18 protein-coding genes are annotated in these 21,619 nt (G+C 44.9%); 4 read left to right on the forward strand and 14 right to left on the reverse strand.

Features of this window, described 5'->3' with window-relative positions:
- Positions 1-6 precede the first annotated feature (6 nt).
- Both AB840_RS02195 and AB840_RS02200 read right to left on the reverse strand, forming a co-directional pair.
- A complete protein-coding gene (locus tag AB840_RS02195; protein ID WP_048513195.1) occupies positions 7-699 on the reverse strand; it encodes an iron-sulfur cluster assembly scaffold protein in 693 nt (230 codons plus the stop codon).
- A gap of 50 nt (positions 700-749) precedes the next feature.
- Positions 750-1,625 (reverse strand): LysR family transcriptional regulator, encoded by an 876-nt coding sequence (locus AB840_RS02200; protein ID WP_048513196.1) that lies wholly within the window; start codon positions 1,623-1,625, stop codon positions 750-752.
- Positions 1,626-2,034: 409 nt separating this feature from the next.
- Here AB840_RS02200 and AB840_RS02205 point away from each other — a divergent pair, with 409 nt between their 5' ends.
- From AB840_RS02205 to AB840_RS02220, 4 genes are all read left to right on the forward strand, one after another.
- Positions 2,035-2,511 (forward strand): hypothetical protein, encoded by a 477-nt coding sequence (locus AB840_RS02205; RefSeq protein ID WP_048513197.1) that lies wholly within the window; start codon positions 2,035-2,037, stop codon positions 2,509-2,511.
- Between the two features lie 82 nt (positions 2,512-2,593).
- Positions 2,594-3,403 (forward strand): hypothetical protein, encoded by an 810-nt coding sequence (locus AB840_RS02210; RefSeq protein WP_048513198.1) that lies wholly within the window; start codon positions 2,594-2,596, stop codon positions 3,401-3,403.
- A gap of 11 nt (positions 3,404-3,414) precedes the next feature.
- On the forward strand, positions 3,415-4,530 hold the full coding sequence (locus tag AB840_RS02215; protein WP_048513199.1) for an ATP-binding protein: 1,116 nt from the start codon (positions 3,415-3,417) through the stop codon (positions 4,528-4,530).
- Between the two features lie 6 nt (positions 4,531-4,536).
- A complete protein-coding gene (locus tag AB840_RS02220) occupies positions 4,537-5,946 on the forward strand; it encodes a vWA domain-containing protein (RefSeq protein ID WP_048513200.1) in 1,410 nt (469 codons plus the stop codon).
- A gap of 140 nt (positions 5,947-6,086) precedes the next feature.
- Here the strand turns inward: AB840_RS02220 and AB840_RS02225 are convergent, their stop codons facing one another.
- The 12 genes from AB840_RS02225 to metG all read right to left on the reverse strand — a co-directional run bounded on the left by AB840_RS02225 (position 6,087) and on the right by metG (position 21,587).
- Positions 6,087-7,241 carry an amidohydrolase family protein gene (locus AB840_RS02225; protein WP_143742682.1) on the reverse strand — a complete coding sequence of 385 codons (1,155 nt, stop codon included), beginning with the start codon at positions 7,239-7,241 and terminating at the stop codon, positions 6,087-6,089.
- 146 nt (positions 7,242-7,387) lie between these two features.
- Entirely contained in the window at positions 7,388-8,695 is a 1,308-nt protein-coding gene (locus AB840_RS02230) for an MFS transporter (protein ID WP_048513202.1), read from the reverse strand.
- A 244-nt stretch (positions 8,696-8,939) separates the two neighbouring features.
- A complete protein-coding gene (locus tag AB840_RS02235) occupies positions 8,940-10,088 on the reverse strand; it encodes an iron-containing alcohol dehydrogenase (RefSeq protein ID WP_048513203.1) in 1,149 nt (382 codons plus the stop codon).
- Between the two features lie 59 nt (positions 10,089-10,147).
- Complete coding sequence (locus tag AB840_RS02240) at positions 10,148-11,431, reverse strand: nickel pincer cofactor-dependent isomerase, group 22 (RefSeq protein WP_048513204.1); 1,284 nt, start codon at positions 11,429-11,431, stop codon at positions 10,148-10,150.
- Positions 11,432-11,504: 73 nt separating this feature from the next.
- Complete coding sequence (locus AB840_RS02245; protein WP_200809894.1) at positions 11,505-12,809, reverse strand: MFS transporter; 1,305 nt, start codon at positions 12,807-12,809, stop codon at positions 11,505-11,507.
- Positions 12,810-13,012: 203 nt separating this feature from the next.
- Positions 13,013-13,990, reverse strand: coding sequence for a hydroxyacid dehydrogenase (locus tag AB840_RS02250; protein ID WP_048513205.1), 978 nt, complete (start codon positions 13,988-13,990; stop codon positions 13,013-13,015).
- Between the two features lie 27 nt (positions 13,991-14,017).
- Entirely contained in the window at positions 14,018-14,893 is an 876-nt protein-coding gene (dapA, locus tag AB840_RS02255; RefSeq protein ID WP_048513206.1) for a 4-hydroxy-tetrahydrodipicolinate synthase, read from the reverse strand.
- Positions 14,894-14,945: 52 nt separating this feature from the next.
- Positions 14,946-15,932, reverse strand: a complete 987-nt coding sequence (gene pdxA, locus AB840_RS02260) for a 4-hydroxythreonine-4-phosphate dehydrogenase PdxA (protein WP_171969699.1) — start codon at positions 15,930-15,932, stop codon at positions 14,946-14,948.
- Positions 15,933-16,214: 282 nt separating this feature from the next.
- Positions 16,215-17,438, reverse strand: a complete 1,224-nt coding sequence (locus AB840_RS02265; RefSeq protein ID WP_048513207.1) for a four-carbon acid sugar kinase family protein — start codon at positions 17,436-17,438, stop codon at positions 16,215-16,217.
- Between the two features lie 12 nt (positions 17,439-17,450).
- On the reverse strand, positions 17,451-18,218 hold the full coding sequence (locus AB840_RS02270; protein WP_048513208.1) for a DeoR/GlpR family DNA-binding transcription regulator: 768 nt from the start codon (positions 18,216-18,218) through the stop codon (positions 17,451-17,453).
- A gap of 657 nt (positions 18,219-18,875) precedes the next feature.
- Complete coding sequence (locus AB840_RS02275) at positions 18,876-19,655, reverse strand: TatD family hydrolase (protein WP_048513209.1); 780 nt, start codon at positions 19,653-19,655, stop codon at positions 18,876-18,878.
- A complete protein-coding gene (metG, locus tag AB840_RS02280; protein ID WP_048513210.1) occupies positions 19,656-21,587 on the reverse strand; it encodes a methionine--tRNA ligase in 1,932 nt (643 codons plus the stop codon). It lies immediately after the preceding gene.
- Positions 21,588-21,619: the final 32 nt, after the last annotated feature.

Below are 21,619 nucleotides of genomic sequence, written 5' to 3' on the forward strand. Positions count from 1 at the left end.
GCCCTCCTATTGTTGTCTCGGATCAATATATGAATCGGCTTCTTCAAAACGGCCATAATGGCCCTTGGCAGCTTCCAGCGCTTTCGCCGGTTCCACACCCTTTTTGATAGACTCCATCATCTTGCCAAGATGGACAAATTCATAGCCGATAACCTGTTTTTCTTCATCCAGCGCCATACGTGTCACATAGCCTTCCGTCATTTCCAAATACCGGGTACCCTTAGCCTTTGTACCAAACATGGTACCGATCTGACTGCGCATTCCCTTACCCAGATCGTCCAGGCTGGCGCCGATGGGAAGACCGCCTTCGGAAAAAGCCGTCTGAGTCCGGCCATATACGATTTGCAGGAACAGTTCGCGCATAGCCACATTGATGGCATCACAAACCAAATCCGTGTTCAATGCTTCCAACAGTGTTTTACCCGGCAGAATTTCCGACGCCATAGCCGCCGAATGCGTCATTCCGGAACAGCCCACCGTTTCCACCAGGGCTTCCTCAATAATACCGTCCTTGACGTTCAAGGTCAGCTTACAGGCTCCCTGCTGCGGTGCACACCAGCCGATTCCATGCGTCAGGCCGCTGATATCCTTGATTTCCCTGGCCTGCACCCACTGTCCTTCTTCCGGAATCGGTGCCGGACCATGATATGCTCCTTTTTTCACAGGACACATATTCTTCACTTCTGTTGAATATAACATATTCTTCACCCTTTCAGAAAATTCATAAAAATGACTGCACAATCTCCAGATCAATCCTTCAGCTGTTCATACATGTTTTTAAACAACACGCCGTACATACTGCCGCGGCGCCATAAAAAGGTAAACGCATGGGTAACAGAAAAATCCCTGACGTGAATTTCCCGCAGAACACCACGGGCCACTTCTTCCCGCACGGATTTTTCATACAAAAAGGCAATGCCACAATCCCGGCAGGCCAGACCCTTTACGGCCTGCGGACTTCCCACCTCATAGCGAAATAAAAAATCCATCATGGTCAGACTATGTTCCGCTAAATTGCGCTCCAAAAGCTCCCTGGCGCCGGCACTTTTTTCCCGGATAATGATCCGGTGCTTTAGCAGGTCAGACAGATTCAGTTCAGACGGCGCATCATACCCCGGTCCGCAGACAGCAATGAGGGGTTCATTGGAAAAAAGCAGCGTTTCGTACTGACTATGATCGAAAAATCCCTCCACAATCGCAAAATCAATCGTGCCTTCATCAATAGCCGGGAGCAGCGTATCCGTATCAGCAATTTCCATACGGATACTGATATCCTTGTTCGCATGGAGAAAAACTGCCAGTTTGTCAATGATCTCAAACTCACCAATCGTATGTGTCACGCCGAAAACAATAGATTGGTTGTTACACTGTAAATCACACATGCGCTGTTTCAGCATAGCATCATCATGACAAATCGTCGTCGCCGCATGGAGCAGCATACGCCCGGCCTGAGTCAAATCCAAATGTTTGCCTGTATAATCAAATAGTTTGGTTTGATATTCCTTTTCCAGATGCCGGATATGTTGAGATACGGCCGGCTGTGTAATCCCCAGTTCAACCGCAGCCCGTGTATAGTTCATGTGATGACAAACGCACAAAAAGGTACGAATACGAAAATCTAACACCAGAAACCATTCCTTTCTTCATTATATGGCCCTTCATTGTCTGATCCAGCATTCTGAGAGCTCACGTCTTTCCCTAAAATATTTTATGATATTTTTCTCTGTTTCGCAAGCATAAAAGCGCGATAAACGCCTGTTTTATAGGGACTAATGCGCTCCCACAAAAAATGTTTACAATGTAGTTATCCATAACTATTTATAATCGATCCCTTTCATCTATCTTTTTTTGTACAGCAGAAAAGGCTCGTATAATTGAAAATAAAAATCTTTAAGCGTTTGTATGTAACATTCAACAAAGTAAAAAATAGCCCGCAGAAGTTTGCATAAATATTTCTATATCCGCCGCTTCTATGGTATAATAATAGAATAATAAATGTAATTTATAAAGCTATATATCAGAAAGGATGATGTTATGATGAAAAAACTATTCACCCTATTCTCTTTACTCAGCCTTCTTCTCATAGGCTGTCTCTCTGTCAGTGCGATGGATTCGGATACCCTGCTCAACAATTCTTTCCGCTATCGCGTGATCGGCACACAGCCGGACGATATCGTGTATGTGGATATGGAAACCCTGCAGGGCATGCAGACAATGGATTACCCCAACAGTATTGAAAATGTGTCCTGCAAGTTGTACGTGGAAAAATACAACAGTACTATAGATGCCATGACCTTCCAAAACGGGCAGCTTATCCGTCAAATCAATGAATATGATGCCAAATTCCATGCAAATAAACGGGAAAACAAATATGAGCTGGATGCTAAGCTGAATGGTGTCTTCACACCACAGGGCACGGCTTACGAAGTAAAGCTGGATACTTTTTCCTTTAAAAACATAAAGGAAATGTTTATCGGCGTTCACCGTCTGGAAAAACTGCCGAAGGGCTGATATATGCTAGGGAAACAAAGCAGATCTGTAATTAGCGGATCTGCTTTTCTTCACAAGTCCGCGGATAAAAGGAATTAAAATTATGGATCAATCAAAATATATAGAAATGATACGAAATAATCCTTATGTATTGGAGCATATTGCAGAGCCAACGGAGGAAATGAAGCTGCTGGCAGTTCGGCGAAACGGGCTGGCATTGCAATATATCCCCCATCCGACCCGGGAAATGCAGGAAGCGGCATTGGCAAATACATCCCGGGCTATTCAATTTATCAAAAATCCCACAACGGACTTTCTGGTACAGGCCATACGCGGCGGCTGGAATAATTTAGAATACATCCAAAACCCATCGGATGAATTGATCCGGCTGGCCCTTAGTCAATCCGGATGGGCTATCAAATATGTACAGAATCCCAACAGGCAGCTTCAATTATTGGCCGTGAAAAAGAATTACGATGCCATAAAGTATATAAATAATCCTTGCCCAATCGTGCAGGAAGCCGCCGTAAAGACAAATTACGAGGCCTTGCGGTATATCCATACCCCAACTCACGAAGCCGAATGTATTGCTGTCAAAAGCAATGAACAGGCGGTCCGTTTGGTACGCCCTATCGATAAAAGCAAATTGTTAGAATTTTTGAAAATAAACATTTTAGTCATCAAATATATCCCCAGGGAAATGACCGTATCGCCTCATGAACTGGAACAGGTACTGCAAGAGGTACTGCGCCATGAGGATGTTGACGAAAAGTATGTACGGGATTTTATCAATTGCAGTGCCATTGATAAAAATAATGAAACAATGCCTATCGATAAGCTAATGCTGGTCTATCAATACGGCAGTGATGCGGCAAAAAGAATAACAGTGGATGAAAAATTAAGGATCAAATAGGTGAATATATAATGAATTTTACGGATACATTAAAAAGTGTGGATTTGATATTAGCAACTGGCGAGGTTCCTCTGCTGGTCGGCGAAACTGGCATTGGCAAGACATCGCTGGCCAAAGAAATCGCACGAAAAAATAATTGGAGATTATTGGTAATCGACGGAAACCTTCTGAAAGAAGGAGAAATAGGCGGTCTGCCTACAATAGACATCTATACCAAAGTCGATGCTAAGGGGCATAAAACAGAGGAGAAAACAACGGTATACGCCGTTCATCATACATTACGGGAGATAGATGAGGAAACAGGCCGCGGCAATACAGTTCTCTTATTCATTGATGAAATCAACCGCTGCGAGCATGCTGTCCAGCAGGAATTGATGAATTTGATACTTGACCGGGAAATCAACGGCTACACGCTGCCGGGAGACGTCAAAATCATTGCGGCCATGAATCCTTCCAATACAGACGATTATCAGGCAGTTGAGATGGATAGTGCCCAAGAAAACCGGTTTGTCTGGCTGTACCTGGAACCGGATTACATGCAATGGCTGGACTGGGCTGCTGATTTTGGCATTGAGCCTAAGGTTATGGAATTTATTTCCACTTTTCCAGAATACCTGCACCAGCACAACAGCGATGATATCAGCGCTACTCCCAGGAGCTATGAACGAATTTCCAGGTTGTATGCCATTTATAAAGAAAAGACAGATACAATCCCCCGCTCCGTATTTTTCAACGTCATTCGCGGCAATGTGGGCAAACTTATTGCCGAAGAATTCGTAAACTTCGTAACATCAGATTACCAGCCTCTTATTTCCTATGCGGAGGTCTTTGCAGGCGAACATATCAATCCGTCGATTTCCCAGAAAATAGCCAGAGAGAGCCATACCCGGCTGTATTTATCAGCCAAAAATATAGTAAAACAGCTGGATGCCGTAATAGATACGGAGAGTGCTGCGCCGGATACTGCCATTGACAGACTGATGGCGTTTTTAAAGCTCTATCCCGTCGATCTGATGATCGGCATCATGAAGGATATCAAAAGCAGTACGTCCCACGTGTATACGCACGCATTGAAAAATAAACAGTTTGTCAATGCATATTTTGAAGCATATCGTTCAATCAGGTGATGTATTATGGAAACACATATTGCCAGTGAAGCAACACTCCTATACCAGAAAGCCTGCATCATCATTGATGCGTATTTAAAAGAAAGTCAGGATGACGCGCCGCTGCAAATCCCAGAGGAATTTAAAAAAGAATTTTTCAGCTTGGTCGACAAGGTCAATCTAAGTCTTATGGAGGATACGGATAATTTTTATGGATATTTTTTCTTCCAAATGGGGAAAGAAATCCGTTTCGATATCAGTAGCCCCACGGCGGTACATTTCAAAGGTGCCAAGTATGTTATATATTTCAATCCCGTCATTTTTTTGATTCTGACGGGGCCGCAGATGGAAAGTTCTATTAAGCATGAAATACTCCACATCGTATCACTGCATCTGCTGCGAGCCAGAGAGCTTCGGGACCGTTACAGCAAGCTGGCGCTGAACATGGCCATGGACGTCGTCGTGAACACCTATTTGGATCATCTGCCGCCCTATGCCACTACGCTGTCATGGGTCAATATGAATTATTCTCTGACTCTTCCTCCCTTTGAATCTTTTGAGTATTACGTGGAAAAAATTCAGACCGCTCTGGATTTGCGCAGTGAAAAAAAAGACCTGCCCGAGGACGATAGTATTCCTGATGAAAAAATCAAAACCTCTTATGACCCCCAAAAAACGCATGACATATGGGAAAGCTCTGATGAGGTAGACGCCCAGACTCTGCAGAAGTTTACAGAAAAATATGTCGATGCTTCTCAGAAGGGACAGCTTTCCAATTATTTGGAAAGTATGATCGACGCCATGAAGGATAGAGAAAGTGAATTACCCTGGAATCTGTATTTAAAAAAGATACTAGGTACTGTCGCCATCGGTCTGAAAAAGACAACTGCCCGGAGAAACCGCAGGCAACCGGAACGGCTGGATCTTCCCGGCCGTCTCCGAGCGCATAAGGCCAAAATTTTTATTGCCCTTGACATCAGCGGCAGTATCAGTAACGCCGAGTTCAAGCAGGCGATGCAGGAGGTATTCCGCATTGTAAAAAATTACAATCATGAAATTACGATTATAGAGTGTGACGATGAAATCAGGCGGACCTATCGTATCCATTCTATCAAAGACATAAAAAACAGGCTGGATATACGCGGTGGGACAAAATTCTCTCCCGTTTTCGACTATGCCAACGGCCAACACATCGACCTTCTCGTGTACTTCACAGATGGCAAGGGGGAAGATCGCCTGCTGCCCCATCCCAAGGGCTATAAAATCTTATGGGTTCTTTCTGGCAAGAGTGATTTCCTTTCCGTAAAAGAGGCCTGCGGCACCATAAAAAAGCTAAAACCGGTAAAAGCCGAAGAAGATCCTCTCGATATGACAGACATCGAAAAGGGTGGTTATTCCATGAATAATCAGGAAAAAATAAGTATGGATATTGATTAAAACAGTGCAAAATAAAGAAACGAGCTAAGAAGTCTCTTGGCTCGTTTCTTTATTTGGTACTGCATTTCTTAATCAATACCTATTTACAAAACGCATTGATTAAGGAAAAATAAGATACATATTTATCTCAGAATCAGTAATCAAAATGGAAAATACAGATTTTTATATCTAATCTTACCATTAATAATCGTGACTTGAGGGAGAATCATTTTTTCTCCGTCAAACTCTTCTCCCATTCTGTTTTTCAAATGAAAGTTTCTGTCTTCCACACTAAAAATCGTAACATTAGCGGCCGCATTCTGTGAAAGTGTACCTATCCCGTTCGGTAAATGATGAATCCTGGCAGGCTGATAGGTGCAATCTGCGATTACTTCTTCCAACGGCAATCCCAAATTCAACCACTTGGAAAGGACTACCGGCAATCCCCAACACATATTGCTGAATATACCATTTTGTGTTAAATCCGTAGAAATGATATCTGGCACAAATCCCTGGGCAATCGCCGGTCTGATAACCTTATAACAATGGTTTATCCGTGCATCTGCGGAATCAAAATACACACCGCGGCTTCTCGCTTCCCACACCGCTTTTTTTACTTCCCCCTTTTCATCAAGGATGGTGCTTCTTTTGCCTTGATAAATATGACAAATAACATCACCCGGTCTCATTTTTGAGACAATTTCCTCCATCGGGCAGGGCGGATTGGTGACATGCAGCGTAATCGAGCAGCCTATGGTATCGGCTAATTCTATCGTTTTATCTAATACGTCGTTTCCAAAGGGTTCGACAACTTCAGCCCCATAACGCAATTTCAATCCTCTTGCATGTTCTGCATCTTTCTCCATAATATTTTTTAATGTATCAACGTCATAATACCGCGGATCGACATTTTCAGGATATCGTTCCGTAATTTGTCCCGCCGGAGAAACATTGATGGAATAAAAAATATTCAAGTAATTGGCATCTACAATATGACTTTTAAAAATTGGCCATGTCGCAATTCCTGAGCTGCCACCATCAATGGTTGATGTAATGCCCATAGGGATTAATCCCAGATCTGCGGCAAACCCCGGTTCTGTGGCATCTTTAAAAATATGCGTATGCGAGTCAATCCAGCCGGGGCTCACATAATATCCATCTGCCTGTATCCTTTCACCGATTTCATATGATACGGTCGGATCATATGCTACAAAATGCCCATTGCAAATTGCTATCGTGCCTTTTTGAATCGTCTTCGTTTCCGCATGTATTATATTGCCATTTTCTATCAAAATATCAATATGTTCACTCATCATACCGCCTTCTTTCACGCATACGTATTTTTATCATACCTTTGAATAGGTCTTTTGAGATTCGAAACCGCAGACGGACGGACTCAGGCTTGGCCCCTGGGTTCACCCCGTCTGCCTGAATACGGCTAAGCCGTCTTATACAAGATATATTAATTAGATGTTACACCAATTTTTTTATTGAAATTAATAAATAAAGAAAATAATCCAATACCAATACCAAAGCAGGCAAACAATACGATTGCCAGAAAGTAAGATCCCGTAGAACCTACGATCGCCCCGATAACTAGCGGAATAATAGCTCCGCCAATATTACCAACGCAATTCATGCAGCCACCGACGGTACCAATGTTTTCACGCTGTGCCAATGCTGCCGGTACTGTCCAGTATAAGCACCCTGACCATTTCTGGAAAAACAAAGCCACAGTAATGCAGGCAATAGCCATATACAGGGACCTGGATTGACTTAATAAGAGCATAGCACCACCTGTCATTACACCAATCAGCAACAGATTGCCATGCATGATTGTATTATAGTATTTTTTTCCAAATTTACGTTTCAACATATCCGTAATCGTGCCGCCCAGCAAACCGCCTAATACACTGACACCGTAAATAATAAACAAAGCGCCGCCTAAGCCTTTGATATCCAAATGATGAACTGTAGCCAAGTACATGGGACCCCAGGTCATGAGTCCGTATGCAATAGCGTTGCCGCAGGTAAAGCCAAAGCACATTCCCCAAAAATCTTTATGCGTAAAATACGTTTTCAGACTCACTTTGACTTTTCCAAGGGCACTATCTGCTTGATTAGCTTGCCATTCTTCTTCCAGCGCACTTTTAATATAATCTCGTTCCGCCTGATTTACATTTTTATTGGTATCAGGTGTCGTCATCAATTTTCTGCCGCAAATAAGAACGATAAGAGCCGTTAAAATACCGATCGCAATCAATGCTTCGCGCCAGCCATCCAACCATAATACAAAAAAGGCAACAAGGGGAGCTCCAAAAGCATTTCCCAAGGATGAACCTACATCGACGAGCGCACTGCCTCGGGACCGTTCAGTTACCGGAAGCCAGATAGACTGCAATTTAGCGCCTGCCGGATAAATTGGCGCTTCTGATACACCCAGCAACGTTCTGATAAACATGAAAATTTTGCTGCTGCTGACAAGTCCCGTGAAAATCTGAAATATTCCCCAGCACAAGCCGCCTATCAACAAGATTTTTCCCGGCTTAAATCGATCGCAAAGCCAGCCGCAGGGAATCTGCATTAATGCATACCCCCAGAAAAAAGCACTGAGTATGGCACCTACTATTTCCGGCGAAAATTGCAATTCCTCCTGAATTTGCGGCATGCAAACAGATATAACCGCCCTGTCAATATAGTTAATGGTGCAAATAATTGCCAGCATAATAAATACGGTCCATCGTGCATTGGTTTTTTTTGTTTTTTCCATTTAATACACCTTCCTTATACCTAAATAACGTATTAAACATGATTTTTTCTGTTTGGTACGGCCATATTATTATGCTATACTATTTGCAAGCATGAATCATTGCTGACAGAGGGAATTGAATTCTCAAACAGCGGCAATCATTCCATGCTTTTTATATGAGCATGAATGACTTTGATTCTCAAAACAGGCTTTACCAATCAAATTTTAAAATTTGCGGAAAGTCATTTCCCTCCACAGCCTTACGTCAAAACAATTTATTATAAAGATAGCGTATATTTTCCAGCGATAAGTCCTTGCAGTTATTCACAAGCAGTCTTTTTTGCTGGCTGCCGGCCCGAACCAGGAAATCCATATCTTCCTTTTTGACGCCCAGTTCCTCCAGATTAGTCGGAATATGAACTTTTTTTACAATATCTTTGATTTCTTCAATGATGTAGTCCGCCTTTATATTTGCCACTTCCTCATGTTTTTCCGGATATACGGCATCACACAATAAGGCCAGTCGATCTGTGCAGGCATCTTTGTTGAACTCCATTACGTGAGCAAACAAGATTGCGTTGGATACGCCATGAGGAATATGATATTTACCACCCAACGGATAGGACAACGCATGCACAGCCGTCGTACCGGAACCCGTAATGGCAATACCGCCGTAATAGGCGCCAATCAGCATTTCCGTTTTAGCTTCCATATTATCCGCATCGGCATAAGCTTGACGGATATTCCGGAAAATCTTAACCGCCCCTTCCTTCGCATACGTGTCACTCAGAATCGTTGCTTTTTTAGAAGTAAAACATTCCACTACATGAGCCAGCGCATCTACCCCAGTCGATGCAATAATCTTCGGCGGCAAATGTTTAATCATGTCTGCATCTAGAATAACGTAATCAGGAATCATGCAGGTGTTGACAATACCTTGCTTGGACTGCTGTTCCGGAATCGCGACAATGGAGTTGCACGTGGCTTCGGAACCTGTACCACATGTCGTCGGAATCATCAGCGATTTAATATATTTTTTGGCAATCATCGGATCTTTTAGTAAATCGCGAACACCATAATCGGCTCCCAGGACAATGCTGGCCAATTTGGCCGCATCCATGACGCTGCCGCCGCCGACTCCAATAATGAGGTCAACATGGGCCACACACACTTCGGCAATAACACGTTCCACATCTTGATACGACGGTTCCGAAGAAAGATCATCAATAACTGTCGTTTTGACGGCCGCGCAGATTTCTTCAATTCCCTTTGTAAGACCGGCACTGCGAACCCCTTTATCTGTAAAAATCAAGATAGATGATGTTTGTTCCCGTTTTATTATTTCTGTGATTTTTTCAATACTTCCCGGTCCGGCATAGGTAACTGCCGGAATGGTCAACTGACATTGCTTCATAGAATCACGACTCCTTCGTTATTTTTATTAATCTCAATAGCTTTTGTTTTTCTGACAGATCAATTCCAATCCCAGTTGCTGACGTTGCCTTTATCATCAAAGGTAATATTTTCAGGATCAGACATAATGGTCAAATTACTACATATAGCCGCTTCCGGAATGAGCGCTTCGGAAATCCAAAAACGATGCATCAGCAGCGTATTATGCAGCCATACTACCTTGGATCCTGCCTGGGAATCCACATTAAGGCAAATCTTAAGCCCAAACTTCATGGCTAGACGGTCATTCGGCATAACCGGCGGTATATTGGCTGCTTTAGGAACCAAGCTTGTGATATTGTTCGGATAGGTTGCCTCCATATCAATTTTTTTGAAAACACGCATGGTTGTGATATCGGCATTACCGATTCCCGTAATATTACCATGCGATTCCTCCGTCAAATCCAGCATAACAATGGCATCAGCATTCGGTTCCCAGCGCCCCATAACGGGTGATCTCCCAATGATATTGGGATCTGCACCGGTACCGCTGATATTTTTCCCCAGCTCATCAACAAAAATCGCATCCACCTTTTTAAACGGAATTTTAGGCATCAGAGATTTTGCTTCCTTCAAATATGCCGGTTCTTCCCGTTCTATTGCATCATGCGGAAAAGCAATGATTTTATACGTTTCATGAAACGCATTTTCAATAATGCCAATGGCTCTGATATTTGGATATCGCGCTAATATGGTATGTGCAAACTCCCGGATATTTTTTGACATTTGACTAAATCCGCGAGAGTGACAAATATTTGCGCCATATTGCTTTCCCATGCCGATAACAATCATTTTTTGAACACCGCTTTCAATCGGCCCATGAAAGGCAGTGTGTGGTTTAATACGTCCTACAGGAATAATCCAATCCGCCTCTGACGCATATTTATCCAATCTTACTTCTAACCCTGAAGCGGACATTCCTACATATACGGTATCCATCGTCGCTTTAATGGGGGCGCCCACATTTTTTTCTGACAAGCCAAAATTCAGCAAGATATCTCTTTGTCCTGAAGCAACAGCACCACCGTGGCTTCCCATGGCAGGTATAATGAACGGTTCTCCGCCGCGCAGCTTAATTTGCCGGACCAATACCTTTACAATATCCGCTAAATGGGAAATTTCACGGCTGCCGCAGGCAATACATACGGAATCTCCCGGTTTGATCTCTTGAAGAATATCTCGCTGTTGCAGGGCTCTGCACAATTCTTTGCCTGGATCACCCACATGAGACTGTGGAATTTCATAATTTACCTTGACAAATTTAGGAATCAAAACGCTTTTTAACAAATTTTCAAACAAATGCATTTCTATCATCTCCGATGTGTTTCAACTCTGAATACAAGAACTCGGACATTCTGGTGAAAATAGTTCGGCAGTACTAGTCTACCTGTATCTGTTCAATTTTTCCTAAATAGAAAATGTAATTCAGTAAGCCAATGAATAATAAAAATGCAGTGAATAACATAGCAAATTCAAAATGTCCTGTCGCACCCACAATAAAACCGGTAACAATCGGGCCAACAACACCTCCAAAGTTAGAAACGCAGTTTTGAATGCCGGCAACAATTCCCGTCATATTCCGCGGTGCAATTTCACTGGGGATAGCCCATACCTGAGAAGCCGCGATAACCGTTCCAGACTTGGCGCAGCAAAGTAACAGCAGCGTAACCCACAACGATTCTGTAATGGCAGCAAAGCCAATAGACGAAGCCAAAATCAAGCCGCCGCACATAAATCCCTTTCTCGTCGCAGTGAGTGAAAAACGACCGGAGGAGTGAACTTTATCAGAAGCCCATCCTGCAATGACCTCTGCAAAGGCGCCGCACAAAAGAGGCAATGATGCCGCAAACCCCATTTCAGCAAAGCTGAGTCCACGATCCTTCATCAAGTACATGGGCAGCCACGTAATAAAGAAATAAGAGCTATAGTTAGTAGTAAAAAAGCCAATACACATAGCCTGTACATTGCGATATTTCAGCAGCTGATACCATTTACACGGCATCGTTTTATCTTCATTTCCTACATCAACTCCATCTCGGATATAGGATAACTCAGCCGCATTGACGCTTTTATGATCAGCCGGATTATCCTTAAAAAACAGAAACCATACAACAGCCCAAATAATACCTAATGCCCCTAAAACGACAAAGGTTCCCTGCCAACCGATCTGAATCATCAGCCATGTCAAAATTGGAATACCAAAAGCACCGCCAAATTTCTGCCCACTGTCAAATAACCCGCCAACGGTTGCTCGTTCACTTTTGGGAAACCAGTTTCTCGTAATAGCCGCATTGCTGGGATATGCACCGGCTTCGCCAATTCCCAAAACCATTCGCAAGCCTAACAACGATTTAAAACCAGTCGCCACACCTGTCAGACCGGTTGCGATGGACCACCAAAGAACGGATAGCCCCAGCGCTTTTCGCTGTCCTATTTTTTCAGAAACAAAGCCGGCCGGAATTTGCAATAATGCATAACATAAGAAAAACGCCGACATCAGCATCCCCATTTCTTCTGTAGTAATGCTCAAATCCCGCATAATATGAGGTGTCGCAATCGCCAAGGTCGTCCTGTCGATAAAATTGATTGCAATAGCTGCCCACATCATGGCGGCAACAGCCCACCGCACATGGGTTCGTTTTTGATCCTGCATTTCCTTGTCTATTGCATGTGTTGCTTCCATTATTATCCTCCTCTATACCTATCATTCAAAATCAATATGATATACTGACACGTTATCCACATTTTTTCACGCCGTATATTCATGCAATTGTGGTATAATAAGAGCAGATGGGGAATGCCTTTCCCTATCCATTCTTCTCTCTTGATGGCTGTATTCCAATGCTCCCATCAAGAGAGTTTTATTATGTATTGGATCATTAAAATTTATTTCTGCCACCGCACATGGTCATATGCTTTAGGATTGCAAACCTTATCCCATTTTTGACCATTGATAACAGCAATAGTTCCTGCCGCGGCCAAGGTCGCTACCCCGGATGCCGCTTCTCTTGTCTGGCCGGCCATATGTGGAGTCACTACAATATTGTCATGCGCAAAAATCGGGTCAGACGGATCAATCGGTTCATGAACTACAACGTCCGTACCGGCACTGTGAATCCAGTTTTCATCCAGCGCTCTATTCAAAGCTGTTTCATCGATAATCCCACCACGAGCACAATTGATGAGAATGCTGTCTTTTTTCATCATTTTTAATTCTGCCTTGCCAATCATGTTGCGCGTTTGCGGTGTAAGCGGCGTGTGAACGGATACAACATCGGCTTCTTTCAAAATATCCTGCATATCTGCCCGATAGCTATACCCCTGAGCTTCAACCGTTTCTTTTTGAATAAATGGATCATAGACGAGAACCTGCATACCAATTCCTGCCGCCATATTGGCAAGAACACTGCCAATATGACCGTAGCCTAAGAGCCCTAATACTTTTCCATTCAGTTCGTACGCTTTATAGGAACTGCGGATGCTAAAGTTTCCTTTACGCATTTGCGCATCGCTGCGAATCATGTCTTTTGCGCAGGCAAACATCATCGCCATGGCATGCTCCGCAACGGAACGGGTATTCGCTCCTGGTGCGATAACGACCGGAATCCCCATATCTGTAGCAGCCTCCACATCAACATCATCCACCCCGACGCCCGGCCGTCCGATGACTTTCAACCTTGGGCACTGTTCCATGGTTGCTCTGTCGATGGAACCAATGCGGATAATCACGCCATCCGCATCTTTTAATTCCGGAAGCATGACCGCCGGGTCACCGCTATTGGTAATCACGACTTGCACACCGGCTTTTTCCAAAACAGCCATGCCATCATCATGTAATCTATGTGAAATTACAACTTTTGCCATTATACTGCATCTCCTCATTTCGATTGATTATTCATATAATTTAAATACATCTTCCAATGCTTTTCTAATAGCCGGGTCTGTGCAGTTTGAAGGCTGACGAGCTGGTCCCACATGATAGCCACGCATATTGACGGCCAATTTTACAACGGAGTTCGGGTTGCCCATCTGCATGACATTACGGAACGGGCGAATAGCTTTCTGCGCTTCATTGGCCTTTTCTATATTGCCGGCTTTCCAATGCGTATAGATAGCCACCATTAGTTCAGGAAATACATTGGAGCAGCCAGAAATAGCACCGCTGCCGCCTGCCATAAGCGCCCAGAGAATAAGTGAATCACTGCCGGCCAATACGCAAAGACGGGGATCGGTATTTTCTATATATTTCAGCATATTATCAAAATTACCGCTGGAATCTTTGATACCAATAATATTTTCATACTGCGCCAGTGTTTTGACAGTTTTATATTCAATCGAGTTTCCCGTACGAGCAGGAATATTATACAGCAGGATTGGCATATCAACTTGCTGCGCAATGGCACTATAGTGTTCAATGAGATCGGCCTGTGATGCTTTTACAAAATACGGAGTAATAATGGATAGGCAATCGACTCCCATAGAAGCTGCCGTCCGGGAAAGTTCGATGGTTTCCCGTGTTGTCACGCAGCCCGTGCCGGCATATACAGGCACCCGCCCATTGACGGCTTCAACAGCCGCTTCGATAATTTTCAATTTTTCCGCAGTGGAAAAAGCATAAAACTCCCCATTGGTGCCAAGAGGGAAAATACCACTGACGCCGGCTTTGATCAAATGATCGATAAAATTCTGATATTCTTCCTTATTAAATTTTTCGTTTTCCGTCAATGCCGTAACCACGGGTGTAATAAGACCTTCTGCTTTAAACATGTATATCTCTCCCTTATATAATAAATTGATATGTAAAAACGTGATTATTTCTTCAGCTTTCCGCAAACCTCTTGCCTAAATCAACGGCATAGAGCATGCTCTCTTCATTGGCAATTCCTTTGCCGGCAATATCAAAAGCTGTCCCATGGTCTACAGACGTCCGGATAATAGGCAAGCCCAACGTTACATTGACGCCCGAATCAAAGGCAATCATTTTCATGGGAATATGCCCCTGATCATGATACATGGCCACGACGATGTCATATACCCCCTTATAGGCCTTGAGAAATACTGTATCCGGCGGCACGGGGCCTGTTACCTGCAGGCCTTCTGCTATGGCCTGTTCAACGGCCGGGGCAATTTCTTCAATCTCCTCTTGTCCAAAGAGTCCAGCCTCGCCGCTGTGCGGATTCAGACCGGCAACAGCAATTTTCGGTATCTTTTTTTCCAGCCGCCGCATGACATCATCAGCCAGATGTATACATTCCAGTACCCGCTTCTTAGTAGCCCTGTTGCAAGCTTCACGCAGCGCACAATGCGTGGAAACGTGGACGACGGACATCCTGTCGCTCCAGAGCATCATCGTATACGTCTGCGTATGCGTAAGAGTAGCAAATATTTCGGTATGCCCATCAAAATGATGCCCGCCCTCATGAAGTGCTTCTTTATTCAGCGGGGCCGTCGTCACCACGCTGATATCACCCTTCATCGCATCAGCAATGGCCCGGGCGATATATTGATAGGCCGCATCCCCGGCAACGGAAGATACCTGCCCCAGTATGATATCCTTGCCGATTTCCAAATCCACAACGGAAATCACATTAATTTTTCCCTTTTGAAATTCCTGAACCCTGTCAATACGAACCAACGGCGTCTGCAAGCTTAGCAAATCATGATAATACTTGAGCACCCCGTAACTTCCGTAAATCAGTACGGACTGCTTATATTCATTTTTTTTATCTATGGCTTTAAGGGAAATCTCCGGCCCAATACCTGCCGGATCACCCATGGTAATACCAACAAATCGTTCTTCCAACATATTTCCTCCCTTTCATTAACATATAATCACATTTTATTTGTGTTTGTATGTTTTTATTTGTTCTATTTTGTTAATAAAATTATAATTCTTTTTTATCTGATAAGTCAATAGAATTCTCTCATATGGTTATTGCTTATTTGTAATATTAAATTTTATTCTTTAATTATAAATCATATATGACCATTTTTTGATTGCGAGACGCAAAAAAAAACAGTATGCAGATTCCAGGCACTTACGCCGTGATTCCACATACTGTTCAATATATTATACGTTACTACATGTTTATTTACTATCTGGCAGGGCTTTTATCTTCTGCATGCACGCATATATATCTGCGGCGCTTCCAAAGGCTCCTGCTTTAGTAACAATAGGTAAGCCATCATATGGCCCCCCGTTCAGTCGTCCCTGCACGAATCCCGGCAGCAGTTCCTGTTCGATATGAGAACCCCGGGACCGCAGGCATTCAATAACGGCAATAGCCGTGTCTCCGCCGGTGAGAAAAATACCTGCGGTTTTTGCTTGTCCCAAAACGGGCAAAACCATACGACTCAAGGTCTGTTTGGTAAATTCGGCCAGCCTATCCGTAGAAATGCCGCGCTGCCCTCCATAGGCAGCAAAACGTTCATAATCTTGTCTGGATTCTGCAGCCGTCAAAAGTATATCCCTGCCATTTTCAAGATATGCTGCCGCTTTTTTTACCGATTCTTGAACCTGCCGCTGTTCATATGCCTGTATCATATCCGTATGCACGATGGCCACGCCTTTTCCTCTGCAATACGCAATTTGTTCCATTGTTTTCAGACTAATGCTGCCTACTACCGCCATACCTGGTTTAACCGGGCATACGGCATTCAGCAGCCCTTCCGCTAATCCAGCTGAACCAATCCAGAGAATTCTTTCCGGCAGCGCCGCGGCATGACGGGCAATGCCTTCCAAATGCTGATCGGTAACAGCATCAAAGGTATATGCTCCTTCTCCAAAAATCAGATTTTCAGTTTCTATATCGGCAATACTGTAATGACGGCTGACACGAATCCCACAGGATTGGAGCAGTGCAGGCAGACAATCTTCCCGCAGGGGATTGCGAGGATCTTTGGCAATTTCCGTTGTCAGCAGCGGTTGTCCGTCCACGCATAACCGCCCTTGTTCTACTGTCCGTCCCTGTACAGGATAGGCGGGTGCAAAAATAACGGTTTGCGGTTTATATACATCAACAAGAGCTTGCAATTCAGCCTGTATATTTCCCCGCAGTGTTGAATCTATTTTTTTATACAAATGCTGACAGCCACCGGTCTCCAGTACTCTGCGCATAACGGCTGCCACACGGTCATAGGCCTCGCCGGCACACAAGACTCGGCTTTCCGTATCCACGGACAAGCTGGCAGAATTGTTTTCAATATGATGTGCGTCAAGAATGACATCAATCGGTATCCCACGCTTACAGACTTGAACGCCCGTATCATTCGCTCCGGTAAAATCATCTGCAATAACGGTAAAGGTATGCATATTGTGCCTCCCTTATACATGAATAAATGTAATTTGATGTTCCTCAAACAGCTGCTGCTCTGCCGCTTCTGCGCAATAATCACTAATCACCATATCCAGAAGCCACATATCAAAAATATAATATAATTTATGCTTTTTAAATTTTGAATGGTCCGCCAGAAGGATATTTTTATCCGACGCGGCCACGCAGGCTCTCTTCACATCAATTTTTTCCGAGTTAGCCGTCATAATGCGCCAGTCCGGTGTGATCGCCTGTGTCCCCAGAAATGATATGTCAAAATGCATCTGCTTTACCATATGCGTGGCAAACACGCCACAAGAAGAATCCGATTCGGCATCTATATGACCGCCCAGCATGATGACCTCAATGCCAGAAACAGAAGTGAGTACCTGTGCAATTGCCAAATCATTTGTAACAACCGTCAAATCATCCCAAGGGCGCTTTGCCATGACGACAGCCAGCTCGTAATTAGTCGTGCCGGCGTCAATATAGAGGCTCATGGAGGATTCAATCAAAGGCAGTGCCGCCTCCGCCATGCGCTGCTTTTCTTCAATATGCACCAGCTTACGGTTATGATATGTAGCTTCCTTGACCAGTGACTCTGTCAATATAGCCCCGCCATGACTTTTTTCGACCAGACCGTTTTCCTCCAGCAACTGAAGATCACGCCGAATCGTCATAGGTGTCACATCGAGCTGCTGCGCCAATTCATTCACGGCAACGGCTTTATTCCTGTACAGCTCATCTAATATAAACTGACGTCGTTCTGCCGGCAGCATACACATTCCTCCTATCGGTGTTCATACATACTTCGTCTTGTCATATACGATGTTCTATTTTGTTTTTTTATGTTATTTCATTATATCAGCCTTTTTGTTAGCTGGTCAATACAAATATATCGTTTTTATTGCATAAATTATAAAAAAATAGTGACATAAATATTTGATATAAAATCATTCATACTGTACACACTTGCAATGCCCTCCCTCCGTAGGAGCCCCATTCATGGCGCCCCCATATATAGACACACCACGGGATTGGGCGGGTTCGATGAATCGAACCCCTACAATCCTGAACAGGTATGTCGTCTGCATTGCCGCATGGAGATCATGCATAACACGGGATTACGTCCGCATTACCATCCTTTCCGTAAGGGCCCCATTCATGGCTATATCTCTGCCCGGAATCCATCATCATGATTATGTAATGATTACCTGCAGGTATATATTGCGGAGCTGATGAATCATCCTCTTACAAATTTGCTTTGCCATTTATAATTTCTCTCGCTTTCAAAACCGTATATTGTTTATGGATGCTGCTGCACAAAGAAAAAGGGGAACATCCCATTGAATGTTCCTCTCTTACATAAGCTCTTATAGTGTCACCCCAACAGTTGACATAGAACCTTTTTTACTAAAATGGCTATTTCTATTATCTTATTCTCTCATCTCTGTAATTCTGAAAATTTTTCTGCCGTTTTCCAGGGTGATGCGCTGCACGTCAGCCAGGTCCATGTCCCGCAGGCGGGCAATTTCCCCGGCGACGTACTGGACGTAGGACGGCTCATTTCGGCGGCCGCGGTATGGCGGCGGCGTCAGGTAGGGGCAGTCCGTTTCGATGAGGATGCGGTCCATGGGCAGTTCCTGGACGATACGTTTGAGCTTCGTCGATTTGGGAAACACCATGGTGCCCGTAAAGCCGATGTAAAATCCCATCTTGATGAGTTCCTGCGCCATTTCCAGGCTGCCGGAATAGCAGTGAAAGACGCCGCGGATCCCCTTGCCGTATTGGCGCAGGATATCCATGGTGTCGCCGTGGGCTTCCCTATCGTGGATGTCGATGGGCATGTCCAGCTCCACGGCCATTTTGACTTGCTCGATGAAGACGTCCTGCTGGATCTCATGGGACGGCTCGGGCCAGTGGTAATCCAGGCCGACTTCACCGATGGCGACGACTTTATCTTCCGTCTGGAGCCATTGGCGCAGCTGGGCCAGGCCCGCTGTCGTAGCCAAAGCGGCGTCTTCGGGATGGATGCCGACGGCGGCGTAGATCTGGGGATATTGGTGGCTCAGGGCGATCGCTTCTGCCGAGGTCTGCACATCGGTGCCGGGGCACATCATGTACTGTACGCCTGCGTCGATGGCTCGCTGCAGCATGGCGTCGCGATCTTCCGTATAGGCTTCATCATTGACGTGGCAGTGCGTATCAAAGAGCATTTATCTCACCCGGCTTCCCGGCGCCATGCCGTCTACGAACACGACCTGAAGATGATCATTGCCGTCGGAGGCGGCCAGGAGCATGCCTTTCGATTCGACGCCGCAGAGCTTCGCCGGTTTCAGATTGGACACGACAACGACGTTGTGTCCCACGAGGTCTTCGGCCTTGTAGAATTTGGCGATGCCGCTGACGATCTGGCGCTGTTCTGTCCCCAGATCAAGTTGGAGCTTCATCAGCTTTGATGTTTTCGGCACTTTTTCGCAGGCCAGGATAGTTCCGACACGCAGATCCATCGCCCCGAATTGATCTGCCGTAATTTCCGGTTTTGTCGGTTCGTTGGCTGCCGGGCAGGCTTCTACCGTCTTGGCTTCCTTACTTTCTTCGGCAATTTCCTCTTTCAGATCGTACCGCGGGAAAAGAGCATTGCCCTTGCATACTGTTGTATCTGCCGGATAGCAACCCCAGGTTTGCGCCTCGGACAAGCAAGCTGACGAAAAATCACCCAAACCAAGCTGCTTCCACATATCAGCTGCGCTGGCCGGCATAAAGGGGCTGACGAGAGCCGCAATGATACGCAGCGATTCGAGAAGATTGTACAACACGGTTTGCAGCCGCGCAGCTTTATCCGGGTCCTTGGCCAATACCCACGGCGCCGTTTCGTCGATGTATTTGTTGCTGCGGCGGATGAGGGTCCAGACGTCGTTGATGGCGTCGTTGATCTTCATGTCGTCCATGAGGATTTCAAATTGTTTCGCCGTTTCCACGGCGCAGCGGGCCAGATCGTCGTCGACGGGTTCGGTCTCTGACGGGCCGGCAGCGATACCTTGTTCATATTTTTCAACCATGGCCAGCGTCCGCTGCAGAAGATTTCCCAGGTCGTTGGCCAGGTCGGAGTTGATGCGATTGATAAAGGAAGGCAGGGAAAAGTTTCCATCCTGACCAAGGCGCACTTCTTTCAGCAGGTAGTACCGCAGTGCATCTGCTCCATACCGTTCAATCAGTGGAATGGGATCGACGACATTCCCCAGTGATTTACTCATTTTAGTCCCATCTACAATGAGCCATCCATGACCAAAAACTTTCTTCGGCAAGGGCAGCCCGCAGCTCATGAGCATAATCGGCCAGATAATCGTATGAAAACGTACAATTTCCTTACCGACAAGATGCAGATCAGCCGGCCAGAATTTTTTAAACTTTTCCGGATCATCCATATATCCGGCAGCGGTCAGGTAATTTGCCAGCGCATCAAACCATACGTAAACAACATGCTTTGTATCCCAGGGAACCTTGATCCCCCAATCAAAGGATGTCCGGGACACACAGAGATCTTCCAGGCCGCTTTTTACAAAGGATATCATTTCATTGCGGCGCGATTCCGGCTGGATAAAATCAGGATTTTCTTCGATAAATTTCAGCCACCGGTCAGCATATTTATTCATTTTCAAAAAATAGGCTTCTTCTTTGACCAATTCCAAGGGACGGCCGCAGTCCGGGCAAATATGCTTGCCTTCGGGGAGCTTGTTTTCTGGCCAGAAGGTTTCACAAGGCGTACAGTACCATCCCTTGTATTCTCCCTTATAAATATCACCGTTGTCATAGGATATCTGCATCAGTTTCTGAACCACTTTTTCATGACGTTTTTCGGTCGTACGGATAAAATCATCGTTGGAAATATTCAGTTTTTTCCAGAGCTGCTGAAAAAGAGCTACAATGCCATCAACATATTCGATTGGTTTCATTCCTTTATCTTCGGCGGCACGCTGAATCTTCTGCCCGTGTTCATCGGAACCGGTCAGAAAAAACACATCGTCACCGCGAAGGCGGTGAAATCGTGCCAGCGAGTCGGCAATCGTCGTGCAATAGGTGTGCCCAATATGAAGTTTGGCACTCGGATAATAAATTGGGGTAGTGATGTAATACTTTTTAGACATGGATTTTCCCTCCTGTACCGGCAAATGAGCCG

Source organism: Megasphaera cerevisiae DSM 20462 (assembly GCF_001045675.1).
Taxonomy (GTDB): domain Bacteria; phylum Bacillota; class Negativicutes; order Veillonellales; family Megasphaeraceae; genus Megasphaera; species Megasphaera cerevisiae.